A 19094-nucleotide genomic window follows, 5' to 3' on the forward strand; every position below is an offset into this window, starting at 1 on the left:
TGAAGTCCAGTGGATTAAACGTATGGAAGCCCGGCTTCCTGAGAGGGATTGTGTCTGTCCACCTGAAGGCAAGGACTGCAAGCCGAGGACATACCGGGCTGTTGGCGATCAAGGACCGGCGACCGTTCAAGGAGCCTTTCTTCCGGCCCGTTTTCGTGCCTGCGGATCGCCGCTGATCGCGTCCGGCCCGAAGCTCGTCGGATCAGTCAGCAGACGCGGCTCGCCGAACACGGTCTGCTGGTCGCCCTGGCTGGTCATCCACTCATCAAGCTGCCTGCGAAGGCGGTCGAGGGCCTCTTTGCCGCGGGGATCTTCCACCAGGTTCTGCTGCTCCAGCGGATCGGCATCGAGGTCGAACAGTTCCTCGGCGGGACGCAGATGGTAGCGCTTGATGGCGGCAGCCGCCGCGGGATCGGTTTCCGCGGCTTTCTGCCACGACTCGAAATAGGTCCTATTGCCCTGCCGATCCGGAAGGTCGACGTGGCTGGTAAAGGCGAACTCCGGATGCAGGTTGCGGATGTATTTCCAGCGGCCGACGCGGACGCCGCGCTGCGGATAGACGTTCCAGTTCCCGTCGCCACTGTGCGTCGTGAAGATCGCGTCGCGGTGCGCGTCCGCGGTCCCCTTGAGAACGCCGACGAATGAACGCCCGTCGATGGCGTCGGACGGCGCGCCGCCGGCGACGGAAACCAGCGTCGGCAGCAGGTCGATCCAACTCACCATCGCGGAGGTACGGCTTGCGGCTTTCGTCACGCCCGGCCACGACACGATCAGCGGAACGCGGACACCCCCTTCGTAGCAGTTCCATTTTCCGAATGGCCACTGGGAGCCGTGGTCGCTCGTGAATGCGATCAATGCCTGGTCCCCGAGCACCTCACGGACGGCAGACATTACGAGGCCCAGATCGCGGTCGGCCCGTGTGACCGCCGCCGCATAGCGGGCCCGGGCCAGACGCGACGCATGCGTGTCGACGTTGCCCGGCGCCGGCGGAATGGTTTCCGGATCGTAGCCCTCGGGAGTGTCGGGCCACGGGACATGCGGCCAGTTCGTCCCGACCAGCAGGCACAGCGGCTTCGAGCCCTTCCCGCGATTGCGGAGGAACTTCACCGCTTCCGGGATGGCGATGTCCTCGTGGAACTTGTCGTGGGCAAACGAGTCGAACCCGTAGTCGATCGTGTGCCTGTAGTGCGAGACCTTGCCATAGGCCACCACTTCATAACCCAGCTCCTGAAAATAGGCGGGCCACTTGCGGATCTCCGCTTTCGGCCTGCTGTGATTAGCCTCCGAGCCGTTCCGGGCGGGCATCAGGCCAGTGAGCAGGGCGGCCCGGCTGGGGGCGCAACTGGGGGAAGCGACATAGGCGTTTTCAAAGGTCAGGCCCGCGTCCGCCAGGGCCTGGAGGTTGGGTGTCCGGAACGCCTTGGCCCCGTACGGAGAAATGTCTCGCTGGGAGAGGTCGTCGGCGATGAACAGCACGATGTCGGGAGCGGCCACGGCCGGCGCGGCGAACCCGCACACGACGAGCAGCAGGAGCAGGGGGAGAGATCTCGAACCGAGCGGGAGTTTCATCGGAGCGCATTCCACGAGGCAGGAACCGGAGAAGAAAACTGTAACCCGCCGGGAACCGTGGCGGCACTGTCAGCCGGGGAGACGCGGCTCCTCAATGACAAACGGCTTCCGGGGGATGCGAGCGTTGCGAGCGGTGAGTGATTTTTTCCAAAAACGAATGATGCCGCGAGAATTCATTCAAGAATCAGGGTTTACGAGGGCTTCAAGCGGCAACATCGTCTTGACCCGTTTTTCGAGGATGGCGTAGTTTCCCGGCCCTGTCGGCCCGGGGTGCGCGGCGTGACTATGGAAGGTCTGCGCCTCTGGCCCTGGGACACATTTTCCGGTTTGACCTGCCTTCGCGTCGCAAAACGATCGGCATGATGCCCGTTTCGACCACAACCTGGCATTCGCTTCGCCTTCGGCGGTTCGGAATCGTTCTGGCCTGTCTGGCCGTTTGCGGGTGTTCGCAGACGAAGGTCTACACGGCGAAGAACCTGCCTGCGCAGTGGCATGCCAAGTCGATTCCGAACGTCACGACGTTCGATATGACCAAGCTGTCCTCGGCGACCATCCCTGAAGACCTGATCGCCTGCGAGGATGTGCTGGAAGTCACGATCGCGGCGGGAACGCAGCGGGAAGACATCCAGACCATGCCCTCCCGCGTCAGCGAGTCAGGTGAAGTCGATGTTCTGCATGTCGGGCGGGTGCCCGTGGCCGGTCTGGATCTTGCAGAGGCAGAGGCCGCCATCACGCGAGCCTGCATCGACCGTGAAATCTACCGGACTCCGCACGTGACGGTCGTCATGAAGCGGCCGAAGGTGAATCGGATCACGGTGCTGGGCGCTGTCGAGAAGCCGGGCGTGGTCGAACTCCGCAATGGAAACAGCGACCTGCTGCAGGCGCTGGTGGAGGCCGGCAACCTGACGAAGGAAGCGGGCTCGATGGTCGAGATTCATCATCCCGGATTCCGTCCTCTCAATAATGGAAATCCACGGATTGCCGAAGGAACGGATGCGGCCGGCAACCAGCTGACCTCGTATGACACGACGGCGAAGACCGTGTCGTCGCGGACGCTGAAGGTCGATCTGGCGTCGCTCGGATCGGGCGCGCCGACCAACTACGACCTCGAAGACGGGGCCGTCGTCCGCGTCGAGAAACGCGATCCGCCGGCACTTCAGGTGATCGGGCTGGTCCGCAAACCCGATCGTTACGAATTCCCCCTGGGAAAGAACATGCGGCTGACGGACGCAATCGCCCTGGCAGGCGGAACGTCGAACCAGCTGGCGGACAAGGTGTTCATCATCCGCCGCCGGGAAGGGGCGGAGCCAATGCTGGTAGGAACCAGCATCCGCAAGGCGAAGCGGGACGGAAACGAAAACATGCTCCTCGAACCTGGCGATACGGTTTCGATCGAGCAGACGCCCGGGACGGTGTTCCTGGACGCTATCCGAACGGTTGGCGTGAATCTGGGAGGTGCGTTGTTCTGACCGGAGCAATCTGGCCAGGCCGTGCCTTGAGAGGTGGCGGGAAGACTTCCTGCGGGAGGGTCTGAGATCAGGCGGCCGTTGGCGTCGTCAGGGGAGGGGACGGCATCCTTGCCGTCACGGGACTTCGGAAAGTCGCATGCACGTGGGGAACGGACAGACTTCAACGCCGGGCGAACACGCCGATCTCGTGGCGTGGATGGTGCGCTTTCTGAAGACCGCACGGGCCCGCAAGAAAACGGTCCTGTTGTTCTTCACCGTCTGCTCGATCCTCGGGGTGGTGAAGTATGTCACCTCCACGCGGCTTTTTGAGTCGCACGCTGAAGTGCTGGTACTGGAGCAGGGGGGGAGCGTTCTCGACAAGGATCGCGGCGGCGGTCGGTCGCTGACCGACCAGATGCCGAACTTCGAACGCGTCTTCACCAGCGATCGCGTCCTCAAGCAGACCCTGCGTGAACTTCCTTCAGAGTACCGCAGCGACTTCCTCGGGACTTCGCCCGATCGCTGGCTCGACGCCTTCAGGAACAGCGTCTCGGTGTCCACGGCGCGGCGGACCAATCTCATCCAGGTGGCCTACCGCTCGAAGGACCCGGAGACGGCGTACTATGTGGTCGACGCTCTCGTTTCGGCGTCGCTCGAGTTCCTGAACTCGATGCACTCCGACTCCGCCCTCGACGTGCTCAAGATTCTTCGGGCCGACCTGAACCGCACCGAACAGGCGCTGCAGGAGAAGCAGGCACGGAATACGCAGCTCACCCGCGAATCGCAACTGCTGTTCAGCACCGACGAAAAGGTTGTCAACGTTCTGAACGAGGCGATCATCCGGCTGAACCAGGACCTCATCGTCGCCAAGCGGGAAACGACCGACGCCCGCGCGATGAAAGCGGCCCTGGAAACCGCCATCAAGAATGGCGACGACGTCCAGGCGATCGCCATGAAACTCAGCGAATCGCTGGCGACGGAGTTCATCAAGGCGGCCAGCGGGCTGGGGCCCTCCGATGCCCAGACCGTTGCGCGCCTCGAACAGAGCATGGTGAACGACCAGGCCGAACTGCAGAACAAGCTGTCCGTGCTCGGCGCGCGCCATCCGGAGGTGATCGCTCTGGATGCCCGGATTCGGGAAACCCAGCGGTACATCGTCAGCCGCAAGGAAGTGATCGGCGCGGTGGCCAACGAGCAGAGCAAGACGGTCCTTGCCCCCCGGCTGCTGGAGATCGCCCGCACCCGCCTTTCGCTGGCCGAGGCCAACGAGAAGGAACTGGAACGGCAGTTCAACCAGCTTCGCGAGGAAGCTCTCGGCAGGAACCAGCAGGTGGCCGAACTTCAGATCCTGACGGCCGAGATCAACCAGCTGCAGTCGCACCATACTTTGCTGATGGAGCGGATGCGCGACCTCGACCTGGGGAAGCAGACGGGGATCCGGGCCAAGGTGATCACCGACCCGCGAATCAACCGGACGCCTGTCTCTCCGAAGCTCTCGATGATCATGCTGTTGACCCTGGTCTGCGGACTGGGAAGCGGACTCGGCGCCGTCTACATCATCGATCTGATCGACGACCGTTTCCGGTCGCCGGATGATCTGCGGGTGCAGATCGGAGCCCCGATCCTGGCCATGGTCCGCAAGCTGCCGCCGCTGGCGCCACACGGGCTGGAATCCCTGTACCCCTACGCCCGGCCGACGTCCGTCGAGGCGGAAGCGTTCCGGTCGCTGCGAACGGCGATCGATTTCTCGGACAACGACACGAAGGTGCTGACGATCTCGAGCACCGAGCCCGGCGACGGGAAAACGACGGTGATCGGCAGCCTCGCCGTCGCGTTCGCCCAGGGCGGAAAACGGATCCTGGCGATCGACGGAGACATGCGTCGGCCGGGTCTCACGAAGTTGTTCGACCTTGGCCAGCGGGCGGGACTGTCGAACGTCCTGAAATCGGATCGTCCGATCGAAGAGGCCGTGCAGCCTCTCATCTATCGGCCAGGACTGGCGAATCTCGACATCATCGCTGCCGGGCCACGACCTTCGAATCCCGCCGAATTGCTCAGTGGCGACCGTCTTCCGGAACTCATTGCGTGGGCCCAGGAGCGGTACGACCAGATCCTGATCGACGCTCCGCCGTCCCTGGCCGTGTCGGACGTCCAGATCATCGGCCGCGTCGTCGATGGCGCGTTGATCACCGTCCGTCCGGATCGGAACCGTCGCAAGATGGTGCTGAGGGCGGCCGAGAACCTGACCGCGCTGGGATGCCCGCTGATCGGAATCGTCGTGAACCACCTCAACGCCCGTGAGGGCGACGAGTACGCCTACGGATACGGGTACGGCTACGTGTACGGTGAAGAAATGCACGACCAACCCGCCGCGGAACCGATTCGCCGCGCGGCATGAAAGCGGACTGCGATCATGGATGAGACCGTCACCCACCGACGCCAGCGCAGTTCGCGGTCGCGTCCCGCCGAACCTGATCCCGGCATGACGGGGCCGTTCGTCCGCGGAACGGACGCCGGATTCGCCGCGATCATCTTCGTCTTGCCCTATGTGATGGGAGGGCGTCAGGCGTGGGGGCATCTCCTGCTGGGACTGCTGACCTGCTGGACGGCGCTCTGCTGGTCGATTCATCAGATTCTGTCCGATCGCCCGAAGTGGCGATGGTCAGGCGCTGAGCCTCTGTTCGCGATGGGGTTGGCGCTGCTGATCCTGCAGGTGGTGTCGTTGCCCACGGCCACCGTTCATTCCATTTCCCCGGCACTCGAGAAGCGGCTTCCGTTGTGGAGCGAAGTCTCCGAACTCGGAGAATGGACGACGATCAGCCTGACACCGCAGGACACCCTCGCGAGCCTGCTGACGGTCGCGTCGTGCATGCTGCTGTTCTTTACGGCGGTGCAACGGTTTCAGCGGTCGGATGATGTCCAGCAGGTCCTGACGTGGATCGGCATTTCCACGGCCGGCATGGCGGCGTTCGGCTCGCTGCAACTTCTGTTCGGCAATGGAAAATTCTTCTGGTTCTACGAGCACCCGTTTACGGACGCGACGCTGATTGCCAAAGGGGGCTTCACGAACGCGAACCACTTTGCGCATTTCATTGCGCTCGGGCTTCCCATCTGGTTGTGGAAGCTGGCGACCGTCGACAAGGAATCGAGTGGGCGGCGCTCGCGGAGCAGCAGCGAGTGGAGGTCGTCACGGGTCACGAGCGACATCCAGAAACTGCAGACCGTCGCGGCCGCCATCTGCCTGGCGGTGATCGGGGCGGGGCTGCTGCTGTCGCAGTCGCGAGGCGGGATGGCTGTCGGATCGATCGGCGCGGCGGTGACGCTGTTCTTCCTGTGGAGACAGGGACTGATCGGCGCGGGGCTGACGCTCGCCATCTGCGGCCTTGCGGTGGCGAGCGCCACCTCACTGGCGTTCTTCGGCGACAATATCGAGGCGCTGGTCCAGCGGAGCCTTTCGGACCTGGCGACGACGGACGTCGAGACCCTCGACCAGGGAGAAGCACGCCGGAAGATCTGGTCGTCGGCGATTGCGGCGGCGAAGGAATTTCCGATCGCCGGAACCGGGCTGAGCAGCCATGTGGAGGTTTATCCGACCTACTACAACGGCAGGAATGAGGGCGTCGAGTACACGCATGCCGAAAACGGCTACCTGCAGGTGCTGATGGAGACCGGCGTCGCCGGGCTTGGAATCGCCGCCCTGTTCATCGGGATCGTTGCGTGGTGGTGTCTGCGGGGAATCTCACGCAGCACTTCCCCACGCACCGCCGCCCTGCTGGGGGCGATCACGGCCGTCCTGGCGATGAACCTGGTTCATTCGATCACGGATTTCATCTGGTATGTCCCGGCGTTGATGGCCGTGGTGCTGATCGTCGCCGCTGCCGCGGTGAGGACCTACCAGATGGTGTCCCCGGCGCCTCAGCCGGCGGCAGCGGAGGGAGGGGGCCAGTTCGGGCGGATGACATGGGCGGCAGCCGCCTGTGGTGTGGCCTGCTTCGCGGCCTTCACGATCCGGCTCGAGTGGCCGCTCGTCGCCGCCGAACCCCACTGGTTCAACTACATCCACCTGACGCGGGCGATGAACGCCGACGAAGGAGAGCGCGAGGAGTCGACAGCTGACCTGGGACTGGCCCGCCGACGGCTGGCCACCATTGCGGCCGCGGTGCGATGCAATCCGAATTCCCATCGGGCGCAGATGGCGCTCGCTCGATCGTATGTGCAGTATGTCGAGCTGAAGCTGGCCGACTCGGATAATGCGATGCCGCTGTCGCAGATTCGCGATGCGGCGAAGAGCAACTTCGAGTCGGTCGAAGAAATGCTCGAGTGGCTGGAGAAGCCGGCCCTCTTGGGCGAACGTCGCAAGATGCTGTCGGCCGCCCTGAACTGTACGCGGCGTGCGCTGAAACTGTGCCCGGTGGCCGGCCGCGGATACCTGATGCTTTCCGACCTCGCGTGGCTGGAAGGGGCAGGCGATGAAGAAGAAGAATTGCTTGTCGACCAAGCGTATGAGGTGCGGCCGTTCGATCCGCGTGTCCATTTCGTGATCGGACGCCGGGAGTTCATCGCGCAGCGGTTCGAGCCGGCGATGGAGCATTGGCGGGAAGCCTTCGATCGCGACCCGACCTATCGCAGGCAGTTGATCCAGGGCCTGGCGGAACTCGTTCCTCCGACGTTCTTCCTGCAGAACTTCGAGATGGACCTCGATTCGACTCGAATGCTGTGGTCGGCGTACGAGAATTCGGAGGATGAGAAAGGAAAGGCGATTGTCCTGACGCACCTCGCGGAAGCGGAAATCGGTGCTGCGAAAACCGCCTCGCCGACCGAGGCCGTCCGCCACTGGCTGCAGGCCTCCAACTGCTACAGGCAGCTGAACGATCCCGTCCTGATGCTGGAATCGGCCCAGTCGGCTGTGGATGCCAACCGGAATTCGGTGCTGGCCCGTCAGCGCCTTGGAACGATTCTCTTCGAACAGGGAGAGTTTGATCAGGCCGCCGAGCACCTGACGTGGTGCGTCAAGCGGCAGCCTGACAACCCGGATCTCCAGAACCTGGCCCAGCGGGCGATCATGCAGCAGGGGAAGGCCCGGACCCGGGTGGCGAGGGAACCGTCGGAATCGGCGACCCGCTGATCGGGTTGCGGGGACCCTCTTGGGAGTGGCGTGGCCATTCAGGTCGGCCGAACCCTCAAACTTTGCGAAAGCTGCCAGGTTTTCCTGTCAAGTCTCGCAGGCCCTGTCTGACGCTGAAATCCGGAATCTGCATCTGGATTTCATGCTGCGCCTATCGACGCCGGGTGGACGCCGATAAGCTCTTTCTTGGAGTACGACATGACATTCGGCGGCCAGGCGGGCTGTCGAATGCGGAGATGTGGCCGGGTAAGCCCTCTCTGCGACACTGCGAAGGAGTCGTTTGTTTGGGGATGCGGGGAGACTGCATGCCTGTGGGTCCGGACACAGCCGAAGGTCCAGGATGAGACCACTGACCGCCCGCTCAGGCGGTTGTCGAGCTGGGTTCGACGAGACAATTCACGATGGAATCGATTCTCCGAGGGTACTCGGTCACTCCGGCGACATGGTTCTACCTGTCGCTGCTGCTGATCGTTGCCGTTTATTTCCGTTTCAGCCGCCTGTGGTCACTGCGCAACTTTGACCTGGGGCTGTTGCTGTCGACGTCGCCCGGCCTGCTTCTAGTGGAAGCGGGCAACGAAGGGGACCAGACGCTCCGCACGGTCGGGTATACCTGGCTGTTCGCCGTCTCGGCCGTTCTTCTGGTGCGCCTGCTGATGGACACGGCACTCACCCGCCGTCCCCAGTTTGCTCAAAACCTGAACGGCGCGGGAATGGCGTTCCTGTGCATCTGTACGTTCGTGTTCCTCACGGCCCAGGCGATCACCAAGCCGCCCGCGAAGCCCGTCGTGGTGACGCAGGACGAAGCCGCCGTGACCGAACCCGCCCCCACTCCCGATGAGGTGGCGCCGAAGGCGGCCGTCGCGTCGGCTCCGCCAGTGAATCCCGCCAGTAACCCGCTGGCCGGTTCTCTGATTTCCACTCCCGTCGAGATCGTCGCCGAGCATCTGGCGACGCGTGACGGCGTTCCTCCGGAGGTCCTCGCTGTCCGCATCCTGGCGACGGTGGCGCACCTCGCCGTCGTCCTCGGCCTGCTTTCGGTCGGGCAGCGGCTGTTTGGGGACCCGCTCGCCGGCTGGGCGATGGCGACCCTGTACCTGCTGCTTCCCTGCACGGCTTACGGAGTGGGCGAGTTGAACCACGTCTTCCCGGCCGCGTTGATCGTGTGGGCGTTTGTCGCCTACCGAAAGCCGGCGGTTTCGGGCGTGCTGCTCGGGCTGGCCTGCGGCAGCATGTTTTTCCCGCTGTTCCTGCTTCCGCTCTGGGCCGCGTTTTACGGTCGTCGAGGGTGGATGAAGTTTGCGGCAGCGCTGGGCTGTGTCATGTGCGTGCTCGTTGGCGGCCGCGCGCTGATGACGTCCGTGGATGCGAACTCGTTCCTCCGGCAGGCGATCGGCACACTCGACGTCGCCCGCCTGGCGTTCCGCAGTGGCGAGAATGTCCCGCTGTTCTGGGACGAAGGAACATTCTTCTCGATCTACCGCATTCCGATCATCGTCGCGTACTTCGCGATGTTGTTTTCGGTCACAGTCTGGCCGCGACATAAGACGGTGGAGCACCTGCTGGCCCACTCGGCGGCGATCATCGTGGGAACGCAGTTCTGGTTCACCCAGCAGGGGGGCGTGTACCTCCTGTGGTACCTGCCACTGGTGCTGATGGTCGTTTTTCGTCCGCGCCTCGCTCACCTGCGGCCGCCGGCGCTGGAAGCCTCCGCCCAGGCGACGTCCACGCGAGTGTTGAGCGGCACGCCAGGCACACGGGCCGGAAGCACCGCCGGAAAGCTCCACCTGTTCCGGTGAAGCGTCTACCGTTCGGCGTGCATTCAAGTCGTGGCGACCGGCTCGGAAGGGCGTTCAGCCCGCCGACGTGCGGGTGTTGACGGCGTCTCACCGCGGTCGTTGTCGGAGTCGTAGAACCAGTTAGCGACGAAGTGTTCTCCGCAGAAGGCGAGAATCGCCAGCAGCAGAATCAGGGGAAAGACTTCCTTGCCAAGGTGGGACGCATTCACGTCGGCCTTGATCTCATCGAGCGTACGGGCGATCTGAAAACGCCCCTTTCCCAGCAACTGCTCGAACTGCTCTTCGGTGGCTCGAGTGAGATCGCTTTCTTCCGGCGCGGAATTGACGCTGAAGCCCGAAACGGCCGGACCGCCTGGCGGGGCGACGTTGTACTGCCCCAGTTCACGAGTCTCGGAGATCGAGATCGTCGGGGCCTTGGCTTTCTGGATGATCCGTGTCTGGGCGAAGGAAGGGCGCTGGAGCAGAAACTCACGGTCTTCTTCGAGCGGAGGCATCGGCAGAGTGACGGTCTCTCCGGCGACCACATTGAAACGCCAGTCGGTGGCGCGGGCGAGATGCCCCGTCAGCTGTTCGATGAACGCCAGCCATTGCCACACCGGTTTGTTCGGGCTCGGCAGATCGTTCCAGCGCGCGGCGTTGGAATCCGCCAGGTGGACTGAAGTGGCGAACATCACCGTCCGGCCCAGGCCGTGGGGGCGATCGATGATGGCGGGCGAGCGGTCGGCGTCGGTGAATGACGCCGCCACGGATGAATCGCCCGCGCGGTCGGTCAGCCGCCAGAACCGGTAGATGTTGTTTTCGTTCTGGAAGGCCGCGAAAGCGTTGTCGTCGTGGAACTGGCGGAACTTCCAGAAGACTGGATGCTCGCGGCGATCGACCGAGAGTTTGTAGCTGCCGAATGGCTGCCAGGTGTCGAGCCGCGCGGGCAGGATCTGCTGGGCCGCGGCGCGGTTGTACTTGGTCGGGTCGATCCGGTCGCTTCCGAGGACGACGGCCAGCCCGCCTCCGGCCTTCACGAACGCTTCCAGCTTGTTCCAGACTTCGTCAGACACTTCTTCGACATTCACCAGGTACACCACCGAGTACTTCGAGACGTCCGCGGTGTTCAGCTGCTGCGGCGTGATGATGGCTGGTTCGAAGCCGACAATATCGAGGGCCGTTTCCGTTTCGGTCGTCTCCCGAAGTGTCGGCGCGACGATCAGAACCTTCGGCTCGGCCCCGACGAGTGCGGTGAAAGACCGCACGTCGTCGAACTTCAGGGGGTCCGTCGACTGCAGCCGGAGCTCCCCATGCACGACAGGACCGACCAGGCCCGTCAGCAGCGCGAAATCGAAGCGCTGGGGGACGCCGGATTCCAGCGTCCGGATCTGGGAGTCGCGGGGGATCAGTTGCCCCCCCGGGCCGAGCAGTGACAGTACGGCCTTCCGATCCCCAGATTCTCCGACGACTTTGACTTCTGCAGAAACGGAAAGCGGCAGGTCACGGGTGACCACTTCCGTTGAGAGAGTGATGGGTCCGATCGAAGTGTTCAGCGGCTGGAGTTCCCCGACATCCACGATCTGGATGGAGAGATTCGGCTGTTCTTCGAGGCTGCGAGTGATCGCTGTCGACTGACCGAATCGCCAGGCCCCGGCCGCGAGGTCAGTGAACACATACACGCGGCGCATGAAGCGGTCGCGGTTGACGTCTCCTCCCTCGGCAGCGACGCGGGCCTTGTCGTCGCGTTGCAGCGAGGCCGCCGCGACAATGCGATCGTTGAGAGGAACACTGACGGCGGCCGGCTCGATGGCATCGATGCGGGAGTGGGCCGCGCTGATCGAGGCCTGGAAAATCACGGGGTCGTCATTCGACGACTCCGCGATCGCGACACGGCTTCCGGCCGGAAAGTCGCCGAGATGTTCCTTGGCGAGCTTCCTGGCGACGGCGAGACGCGTCTGCCCCTGCTGGGTGTATTCGAGACTGAGGCTGTTGTCGAAGAGGAACACGGCCGCCACAGGGAGATCGAACTGGGCGATGGGGGCGGGAGACGTGATCTCGGCGGCCACACGGCGCTGGTAAGGACAGCCCGCGAGGAACGCGGCGGACAGCACCGTCAACCCGGTCGCCCAGCCGCGCAGGCGGGTGCGTTTGAGATTCAGGTCGTATTTGGGAAGAGGTTGAGACCGGACGCGGTGCAGCGCCACGCGGTAGGCGATGAAACCCGCGATGACGACACCCGCGAGCGTGAGGCCCTCACGCAGGTTCAGCCCGTAGTTGGCGGCCGGAAGGGTGGGGCGCGCGATGGCGAAAACAATCGCGGCCAGAGCCGCCATTCGCAGCAGGAGCAGCCACAGGTGCCGCAGGCGAAAGCGTTTGGCGTTGGACCGCCGTTGCTGCTGGATCAGCCGGAGCGCCGGGAAGACAAATTTCTTCGGCTTCTGCCGCATCAGGAAATGCAGCAGGACCGGAATGGCGACGAGGCCGAGGCCGAAAAGAATTGCCGGGTGCAGCCAGGTCATGACGCCAGGGGACGTGCGTAAGGTGACGAATCACCTCGAATTGTAGTCAGTCATCCACGATGTCGTCTTCGGAGAGTTCGAAGACGCTGCCGGGCTTTTTCGGTTTCGCCTTGGCTTTCGGAGCAGGGCGTGGGACGGCCTTCAGTTTGGGAGCGGTTTCCTCGACTGCGAAATTGACCTGTTCGTCCGGCAGAGCGACCGGGATATCCTGGCTGAGGTAGCGCGGATCGGGGGTGACCAGGGGCTTCTGCGGCGGCGGAGGAACCGGCGCCGGCTTTCTTTTCGGAAGGGCATCCACGGCGGCCAGGCGATAGCCCACGTCGCCGATGTGGATCTCATCACCGATGCCCAGCCGGGCTTCCTTGTTGACCTGCTTCCCGTTCACACGCACGCCGTTCATCGACCCGAGGTCGCGGATCACGAATTCGCCGTTGATCTGGGCAATGCAGCAATGTCGCCGGGACACCTTCCGGCTGTTGAGCAGGACGACATCGCAGTCGGCCTGGCGGCCGAACAGCACGACCGCCTTGTCGACCGGCACCGGTGTGCTGCCGTCCATCGGGATCAGACACATCGGCATGGAAGACTACCGGCTGGCCGCGCTTCGTTGTTCGCTGAGAGAGTGAAAGCTTCGGACATCATAGCCGAAGCAGAGAGCGGAAGGACATGAGAATTGGGGTGGAGTGCGAGCCCCGCGGCACACGGCCGGTTTCACCCGCACCGTCGCTAAAGTCTCTTCCCTGCAGGCTTTCGGTATGCGATGCGTCTCTCCAGCCAGGCGTACGCCTCGTCGAGGCGGTCTTCCAGGGAGCGGAAGAGGTCCGTCCGGGGCTGGCCGGCGAGGTCCAGCAGGCGGGTTTCCAGGTCGTCGCACGTTTCGATCGAGCCATCGGGGCGAATGTGGCCGGGCCGACCCAGGTGAGAGGCGCCTCGGCGGCACACCAGGCCCGTGCGGTGGCATTCGAGGGGATCCTTTTCGGCGCACATCAGGGCGATGTCGAATTGTTTCAGCCCTTCACTGACGCGTTTCAGGCCGCGTGCAAACAGCGCAGATCGGGAGGTCAACAGGAAGTCGACCTGATCTCCACGGTAGCACTCCGGCTCCAGACGCCGCGCACCCAGTTCCTCCCCCAGGAACACGTAGGCGATCCCGGCATCGGAAAGACGGGCGGCGAGGGGCTCGCGATTGAATTGCGGGTTGTAGCTGCTGTGTGGCGTGGAGCGGACGTCGGCCACGGCCGTGATGCCGTTTTGCAACAGCAGCCCGGCGAAAGTTTCAAACGGGTGGTTCGAGTGCCCAATCGTCAGGAGCTGGCCGGGCATCGGTGTGCAAAGCTCAAGGCGGAGGAGTGGGAATCGCCGACCGTGCGACGAGGGTGGCGCGGAGGCGTCTCGGCAGCACGGGGGGCGGTGACGGAGCACTGGTCGAAACGATCGTAGCGATTTCGCCGGCTCGTGACCGATTCGATGCAGGCGGAATGGTCGGACCATTCAACTTTCGTGGCACGCGGTCGGCACTGTTCTGTAACGATTTGGCAACATCGGACGCGCGTTCTGGAAACGTGTCGTAGGCTTGCAACATAGGCTGGGCAGAGTGTGCCTTCATCGCGTTCCATTGGCGCGGGGAGTGCTTCTTCCCGGCTGCATGCCGATGGGCGAAGGCTCGACGGCCTGCCACCCCCCTCCTGAAACCGGGTGTTCCCGAAAACATGCTTTCACTGACTGCCGCGAACTGGGTTCTCGTTGTCGCCATGGTCGTGTTCACGGCCGTGGCGGCGGCGTGGGATCTTCGCGAGAAGCGAATTCCGAACAAGCTCACGCTGCCCATGTTTTTCGCGGGCTGGATCTACCAGATCGCGTTTCACGGGTGGGCGGGAGTCCTCGACGGCCTGGCCGGCTTCGCCATCGGCTTTGGCGTCCTGTTCGTCCTGTGGTTCATCGGCGGCGGCGGTGGCGGCGACGTGAAGCTGATGGGGGCCATGTCCGTCTGGATGGGCTTTCAAATGACGTTGCTGGTCCTCGTGACGAGCACGGCCGCAGTCGTCCTGCTGACGATGGGCGCGGTCGTCTGGGGCATCCTGAACCGCGGAATGCGGAAGACCCAGGAGCGACTCAAAGCCAAGGCCGGCGAGACCCGCGCTCAGAAGCAGGCTCGTCGGATTCTGCCCTACGCAGTGCCAGTGGCCCTGGCCACGTGGCTGGTTCTGGCCTGGAAGATTCCCGGTCTGAACAAGGCTGCCCGGGCCGCAGAGAAGCCGGTGGAGAAGGCTGCTCCTGCCCAACCGGCGGAGGTGCAGAAATGATCCGTCGCCGGCTCAAGACTCACGCGCAGACGTTGGTTTCCCGGAAGCGGCGGGGCGTGCTCAGCATGGAGCTGATCATCACGCTGCCGATCTTCGGCCTGCTGCTGCTCGGGCTGTTTGAATACTCGCTGCTGTTCGCCTCGCGGGGCGATGTCGTCGAAGCGTGCCGCGCGGGATGCCGCCGCGGAACGCTGGCATTCGCCACGCGGGAAGACATTGAAGAAGAAATCCGCTGGTCGCTGGGCTCCAGGCTGGGGCCTCAGGCGGTCATCGAGACGGAACCCGGGGAATACACGGGCGATGAAGTGGTCGTCACCGTGCGGGTCCCCATGTCGGCGGCTTCGCCCGACTTGTTGTGGCCGATTGGTTTCGGCCTGAAGGGTCGCGAGATTTCCTGTCAGTCACGGATGGTCAAGGAATAGCGGTCCCGCGCCGGAACGAAACACACCTGATCGCTTCAAGAAGAGGTTCGCCGTGAAACGTTTGACTCCCGCCACCCTGTTTACGCTGATGCTCGTTGGCGTCGGCGGACTTGTGGCCCTCTATGCCGGGAAGAAGCTGATGGCCCGGCAGGAAGTGGTCGAAGCTCCGCAACTCGACCTGATGCCCGTTCCGGTCGCGGATCTGCCGCCGGGAACGGTCATCACGTCCGCTCACCTGGGGCAGGCCAGGATCAAGCGCGAACGCCTGATCCCGGAATCGGTCCGCTCGGAACGGATCCTCGTCGGCCGCGTGGTGAAGAACACGCTGAAACGTGCCGAGCCGATCAATACCGGCGACCTGTATCCGCCCGGTGATTTTCCTCCGCTCGACATTGCCCCGGGCATGCTGGCGGTCTCGATCGATCTCCAGGACGCGAGCGCCAAGGTGGATGGCCTGGTCCGCGCCGGCCAGTACGTCAACGTCCACTTCACTCCCTCCTCGAATCCCGACCCGGTCAAGGGGCCGTTCACGATGACCCTGTTCAAGGGCGTGAAGATCCTCTCGATGGGCAGCGGAAACGCCCGCTCGGGACGGAGCACCACGGTGACCCTCGAACTCTCCCCGGAGCAGGCCAACATCATCCTGCTGGCGAAAGACAAGGGCGACCTGCAGCTGACCTACACCCCGGAAGGAAAGGGGAACGGCGGAGTGGCCGTCGCCGACGCCGACCGTGCGACGCTTTCGGAAATTCTCGGACTCAGCGAGCCGAAGAAGGAAGCGCCGCCGCGGACGGTGGAGATGTTCTTCGGCTCGGGCCGGAGCGTCGTGCAGTTCCGTGACGGCAAGCGGGTCGGCGGAGACTATGGCGATGTGAATCGGTCGGGCGATGCGCTCGACCGGATGCGGACCCCGCCCCGCCTGTATGACCCGAACGGAGACGGTTTGCTCTCCGTTCCCTCGGGCAACGGCCAGTTTGGAAACAACGGCCAGAACGCCAACGTCAACAACTCGATGATGAACTCCGCCCGCAACGGCGGAATGAACCAGGGCGGGATGAATCAGGGCGGATTCAACGGCCAGAACGGACTGAACAACGGGTTCTCGAACTTCAGCCAGGGCGAAGGACTGTAAGCGGTTATGAGGTCCAGCGCCCCTTTCGGGGGGCGATCTTTCTCCTTCGAGCCCCGAGCAACATCGGCCGGCGTCTGCCGGCGGTCCAGCCATGATTCGCCGTCCGTCCAAGCACACCGCACATCGCCGCCAGGGAAGCATGGTCCCGGCGATCGCGATCGCGCTGCTGGTGGTCGGAGGCGCCATCGCGCTGGTGTTTGATCGACTCTGGCAGGACTCGGCATTCCTGGAACTGCGTGCTGCCGGTGAAGCGGCTGCCCTCGCGGCGGCGAACCGGCTCGCAGATGACAGCACGCTCCGGAAAGTTCCGGACTGGGAAACCATCTGCCAGACGGCTCGCACCGCGGCGTCGGACATCGCTGCCAGAAATCTCGTCGGGGGACAGCCGGTCAAGCTGTGGGCCGACGAGGAGGGCGACATCGAGCTGGGGCGTGAAATTGAAGATGCGACGGGCGGAAAGGTCTTTGTTCGCACCAGTGAACGGCCCGATTGCGTGGCCGTGCACATCGAACAGGGACGCGGACCTTCGAATCCCGTGGGACTGCTCGTTCGCGATCTGACCGGCGCCGGCCGCCTGCTCCGGACGACTGTCCGCGCGAAAGTCGATCACCATGTGGCGGGCCTCAGGCCTTACGAAGGCGTGAACGCCCCCATGCTCCCCATTGCGATCGCGGCCGTCGGCCCGACGGGCTGGGATGCAGCGGTCACCGCGGGCGCGGGCCTGGATACCAGCAGTGTGCCTTACGGAACTGCGACAGTCACCCCGATTCCTGACGGCGTTTCCGAGGTCACGGTGTGGTCCGCGCCGATCGAAGCCGATCCCGAGCAGCAGATGCTGGCGACTGTCCACGTCTTCGATATCGGCAACGGACTCTCCGGACGCAAGCTGGCCGACCAGTGTCGCGATGGATGGTCGGCCGACGACCTTCGGAAGCATGGCGGCGAACTCTGGCTCGACGGCAAGCCGCTGACCCTGAAATCGACGCCGAAGATTCCGAATGAAGTCACCACCGAGCTGAGGTCGTTGATCGGCCAGGCCCGGATGTGCCTGTTGTACGACGCAGTCACGCCCGGAAGTTCACCGGATCAATGGAACCTCATCTGCAGCCGACTGGTTGCGGTTCGCATCCTGGCCATCCAGCAGTCGCCCGATGGGATGGTCGTCCTGCAGCTGCAGCCGGCCGTCGTGGTCACCAGGACCGCAATCGTCGACGACGAGATGCCGGTGCTCTGGAATCCGTATGTGTGCAAGGCGTTGTTGACGAACTGAGATCGAAGCGGGCCCGGGGCCTGGCTTCCACCGAACACGTTGTGAAATTGCTTCGAGTTAGACATGGCAGGCGACCGGGAAGCAGCGCTTCCCGGTTGCAGTGAATCCTTGAAGGCGAGTCATCATGGTTGCTCTGAATCAGCCGCAGTCGGATCACCGGCGGGCGTTCCAGCAGTTGAAGACACGGCTGCACCGGCAGATGGTCGATTCGATCGACTTGTCGAAGGCCGGCGAACTCGGGCCGGACGAATTCCGCAAGCAGATGCAGGCGCTGGCCAGCCATCTGGCCAGTCGCTCCGAACTGTCCGATCGCGATCGCGATGCCATGGTTCGCGAGTTGATGGACGAAGTCTATGGCTTCGGCCCGCTCCAGGAACTGATGAATGATCCGACGGTCAGCGACGTGCTCGTGAACGGCGCCGACACGGTGTTCGTCGAACGAAACGGCCTCCTGGAGAGGACCGATGTCCGGTTCGCGGATGACGATCACCTGCTGAATTTCATCCAGCGGCTCGTCGGGCAGGCGGGTCGCCGGATCGACGAGGTGTCGCCGATGGTCGACGCCAAGTTGCCGGACGGCTCCCGTCTGCACGCGGTGATTCCGCCGCTGGCGCTGCGGGGCCCGACCCTGTCGATTCGCCGGTTCAAGAACCGCATCGTGCAGTTTGAGGACATGGTCCGCGTCGGAACCCTGGCTCCCGAGATGGCCGACTTCCTCGTCGCCGCGGTGAAGTCCCGGCAGAATATCGTGCTTTCGGGAGGCACCGGTGCGGGCAAAACGACGATCCTGAATAACCTGAGCCGTTTCATCCCGCTGGCCGAGCGCGTTGTCACGATCGAGGAAACGGCGGAACTCCAGCTTCAGCAGCCGGACGTCGTCGGCCTCGAAACCCGCGTGCCGAACGTCGAAGGCAAAGGGGTCATCAGCCAGCGCGACCTGCTGCGAAACACCCTGCGTATGCGGCCGGACCGCATCATCGTCGGCGAAGCCCGTGGCGGCGAAGTACTCGAAATGCTGCAGGCAATGAACACGGGCCACGATGGCTCGATGAGCACGCTGCACGCCAACGACACGCGTGACGCTCTGCACCGCCTGGAACTGATGATCGCCCTCTCGGGAGCGGAACTGCCGACCCGGGTCGCCCGCCAGTACATCGCGGCTGCAATCCAGCTCTTCGTTCACGTCGCCCGCCTGAGCACCGGTGAACGCAAGGTCATGCGAATCTCGGAGCTCACCGGAGTCGTCGATGGCGAGTTTCAGCTGGAAGACATCTACGTCTTCAGGTCAGCCGGCATCGACGAACGGGGAAAACTGATCGGCTCGTTCTACGCGACCGGTCATGAGCCGGTGGCCCTCCGACGCATGGCGGCCCGCGGCATCGAACTGGACCCCGGCCTGTTTACAGCACGTGAGCTGAAAACCGGCGGGGAATACAAGCCGGCCAACTGAGCCGCAGCGAAATCAACCCTTGGCACAGACACCCTGTTTGTGCTGCACAGACAGATTGTCTGTGACTTTGAGTGAAGACTG

General features: G+C 63.8%; 13 protein-coding genes. 9 read left to right on the forward strand and 4 right to left on the reverse strand.

Features of this window, described 5'->3' with window-relative positions; translation table 11 throughout:
* Positions 1 to 126: 126 nt before the first annotated feature.
* Positions 127 to 1569 (reverse strand): sulfatase family protein, encoded by a 1443-nt coding sequence (locus tag Pan44_RS20405; protein ID WP_145033109.1) that lies wholly within the window; start codon positions 1567 to 1569, stop codon positions 127 to 129.
* Positions 1570 to 1928: 359 nt separating this feature from the next.
* Here Pan44_RS20405 and Pan44_RS20410 point away from each other — a divergent pair, with 359 nt between their 5' ends.
* The 4 genes from Pan44_RS20410 (at position 1929) to Pan44_RS20425 (ending at position 9938) form a co-directional block, all read left to right on the forward strand.
* Complete coding sequence (locus tag Pan44_RS20410; RefSeq protein WP_145033112.1) at positions 1929 to 3038, forward strand: SLBB domain-containing protein; 1110 nt, start codon at positions 1929 to 1931, stop codon at positions 3036 to 3038.
* 136 nt (positions 3039 to 3174) lie between these two features.
* Positions 3175 to 5415: a GumC family protein gene (locus Pan44_RS20415; RefSeq protein ID WP_145033115.1), complete on the forward strand. Its 2241-nt coding sequence runs from the start codon at positions 3175 to 3177 to the stop codon at positions 5413 to 5415.
* Positions 5416 to 5430: 15 nt separating this feature from the next.
* Positions 5431 to 8142 (forward strand): O-antigen ligase family protein, encoded by a 2712-nt coding sequence (locus Pan44_RS20420; RefSeq protein WP_145033118.1) that lies wholly within the window; start codon positions 5431 to 5433, stop codon positions 8140 to 8142.
* A gap of 401 nt (positions 8143 to 8543) precedes the next feature.
* Positions 8544 to 9938 (forward strand): SPOR domain-containing protein, encoded by a 1395-nt coding sequence (locus Pan44_RS20425; protein WP_145033122.1) that lies wholly within the window; start codon positions 8544 to 8546, stop codon positions 9936 to 9938.
* Positions 9939 to 9961: 23 nt separating this feature from the next.
* On the opposite strand, the gene Pan44_RS20430 is transcribed toward Pan44_RS20425, so the two are convergent.
* The 3 genes from Pan44_RS20430 to Pan44_RS20440 form a co-directional block, all read right to left on the reverse strand.
* Positions 9962 to 12436 (reverse strand): BatA domain-containing protein, encoded by a 2475-nt coding sequence (locus tag Pan44_RS20430; protein WP_145033125.1) that lies wholly within the window; start codon positions 12434 to 12436, stop codon positions 9962 to 9964.
* Positions 12437 to 12482: 46 nt separating this feature from the next.
* Complete coding sequence (locus Pan44_RS20435) at positions 12483 to 13016, reverse strand: FHA domain-containing protein (RefSeq protein ID WP_145033128.1); 534 nt, start codon at positions 13014 to 13016, stop codon at positions 12483 to 12485.
* Positions 13017 to 13162: 146 nt separating this feature from the next.
* The gene (locus Pan44_RS20440) at positions 13163 to 13759 is read right to left on the reverse strand and encodes a DUF488 domain-containing protein (protein ID WP_145033131.1); all 597 of its coding nucleotides are present in this window, start codon (positions 13757 to 13759) and stop codon (positions 13163 to 13165) included.
* A 386-nt stretch (positions 13760 to 14145) separates the two neighbouring features.
* Between Pan44_RS20440 and Pan44_RS20445 the strand changes: the two genes are divergently transcribed.
* The 5 genes from Pan44_RS20445 to Pan44_RS20465 all read left to right on the forward strand — a co-directional run bounded on the left by Pan44_RS20445 (position 14146) and on the right by Pan44_RS20465 (position 19013).
* The gene (locus tag Pan44_RS20445) at positions 14146 to 14739 is read left to right on the forward strand and encodes an A24 family peptidase (protein ID WP_145033134.1); all 594 of its coding nucleotides are present in this window, start codon (positions 14146 to 14148) and stop codon (positions 14737 to 14739) included.
* Positions 14736 to 15161, forward strand: coding sequence for a TadE/TadG family type IV pilus assembly protein (locus Pan44_RS20450; protein ID WP_145033137.1), 426 nt, complete (start codon positions 14736 to 14738; stop codon positions 15159 to 15161). Before Pan44_RS20445 ends, Pan44_RS20450 begins: the two co-directional genes overlap by 4 nt.
* Before the next feature lie 52 nt (positions 15162 to 15213).
* Positions 15214 to 16293, forward strand: coding sequence for a Flp pilus assembly protein CpaB (gene cpaB / locus Pan44_RS20455; RefSeq protein WP_145033139.1), 1080 nt, complete (start codon positions 15214 to 15216; stop codon positions 16291 to 16293).
* 91 nt (positions 16294 to 16384) lie between these two features.
* Complete coding sequence (locus Pan44_RS20460) at positions 16385 to 17563, forward strand: hypothetical protein (RefSeq protein WP_145033141.1); 1179 nt, start codon at positions 16385 to 16387, stop codon at positions 17561 to 17563.
* Between the two features lie 124 nt (positions 17564 to 17687).
* On the forward strand, positions 17688 to 19013 hold the full coding sequence (locus tag Pan44_RS20465) for a CpaF family protein (protein WP_145033144.1): 1326 nt from the start codon (positions 17688 to 17690) through the stop codon (positions 19011 to 19013).
* Positions 19014 to 19094: the final 81 nt, after the last annotated feature.

Origin of the sequence: Caulifigura coniformis (genome assembly GCF_007745175.1) — a bacterium.
Taxonomy (GTDB): domain Bacteria; phylum Planctomycetota; class Planctomycetia; order Planctomycetales; family Planctomycetaceae; genus Caulifigura; species Caulifigura coniformis.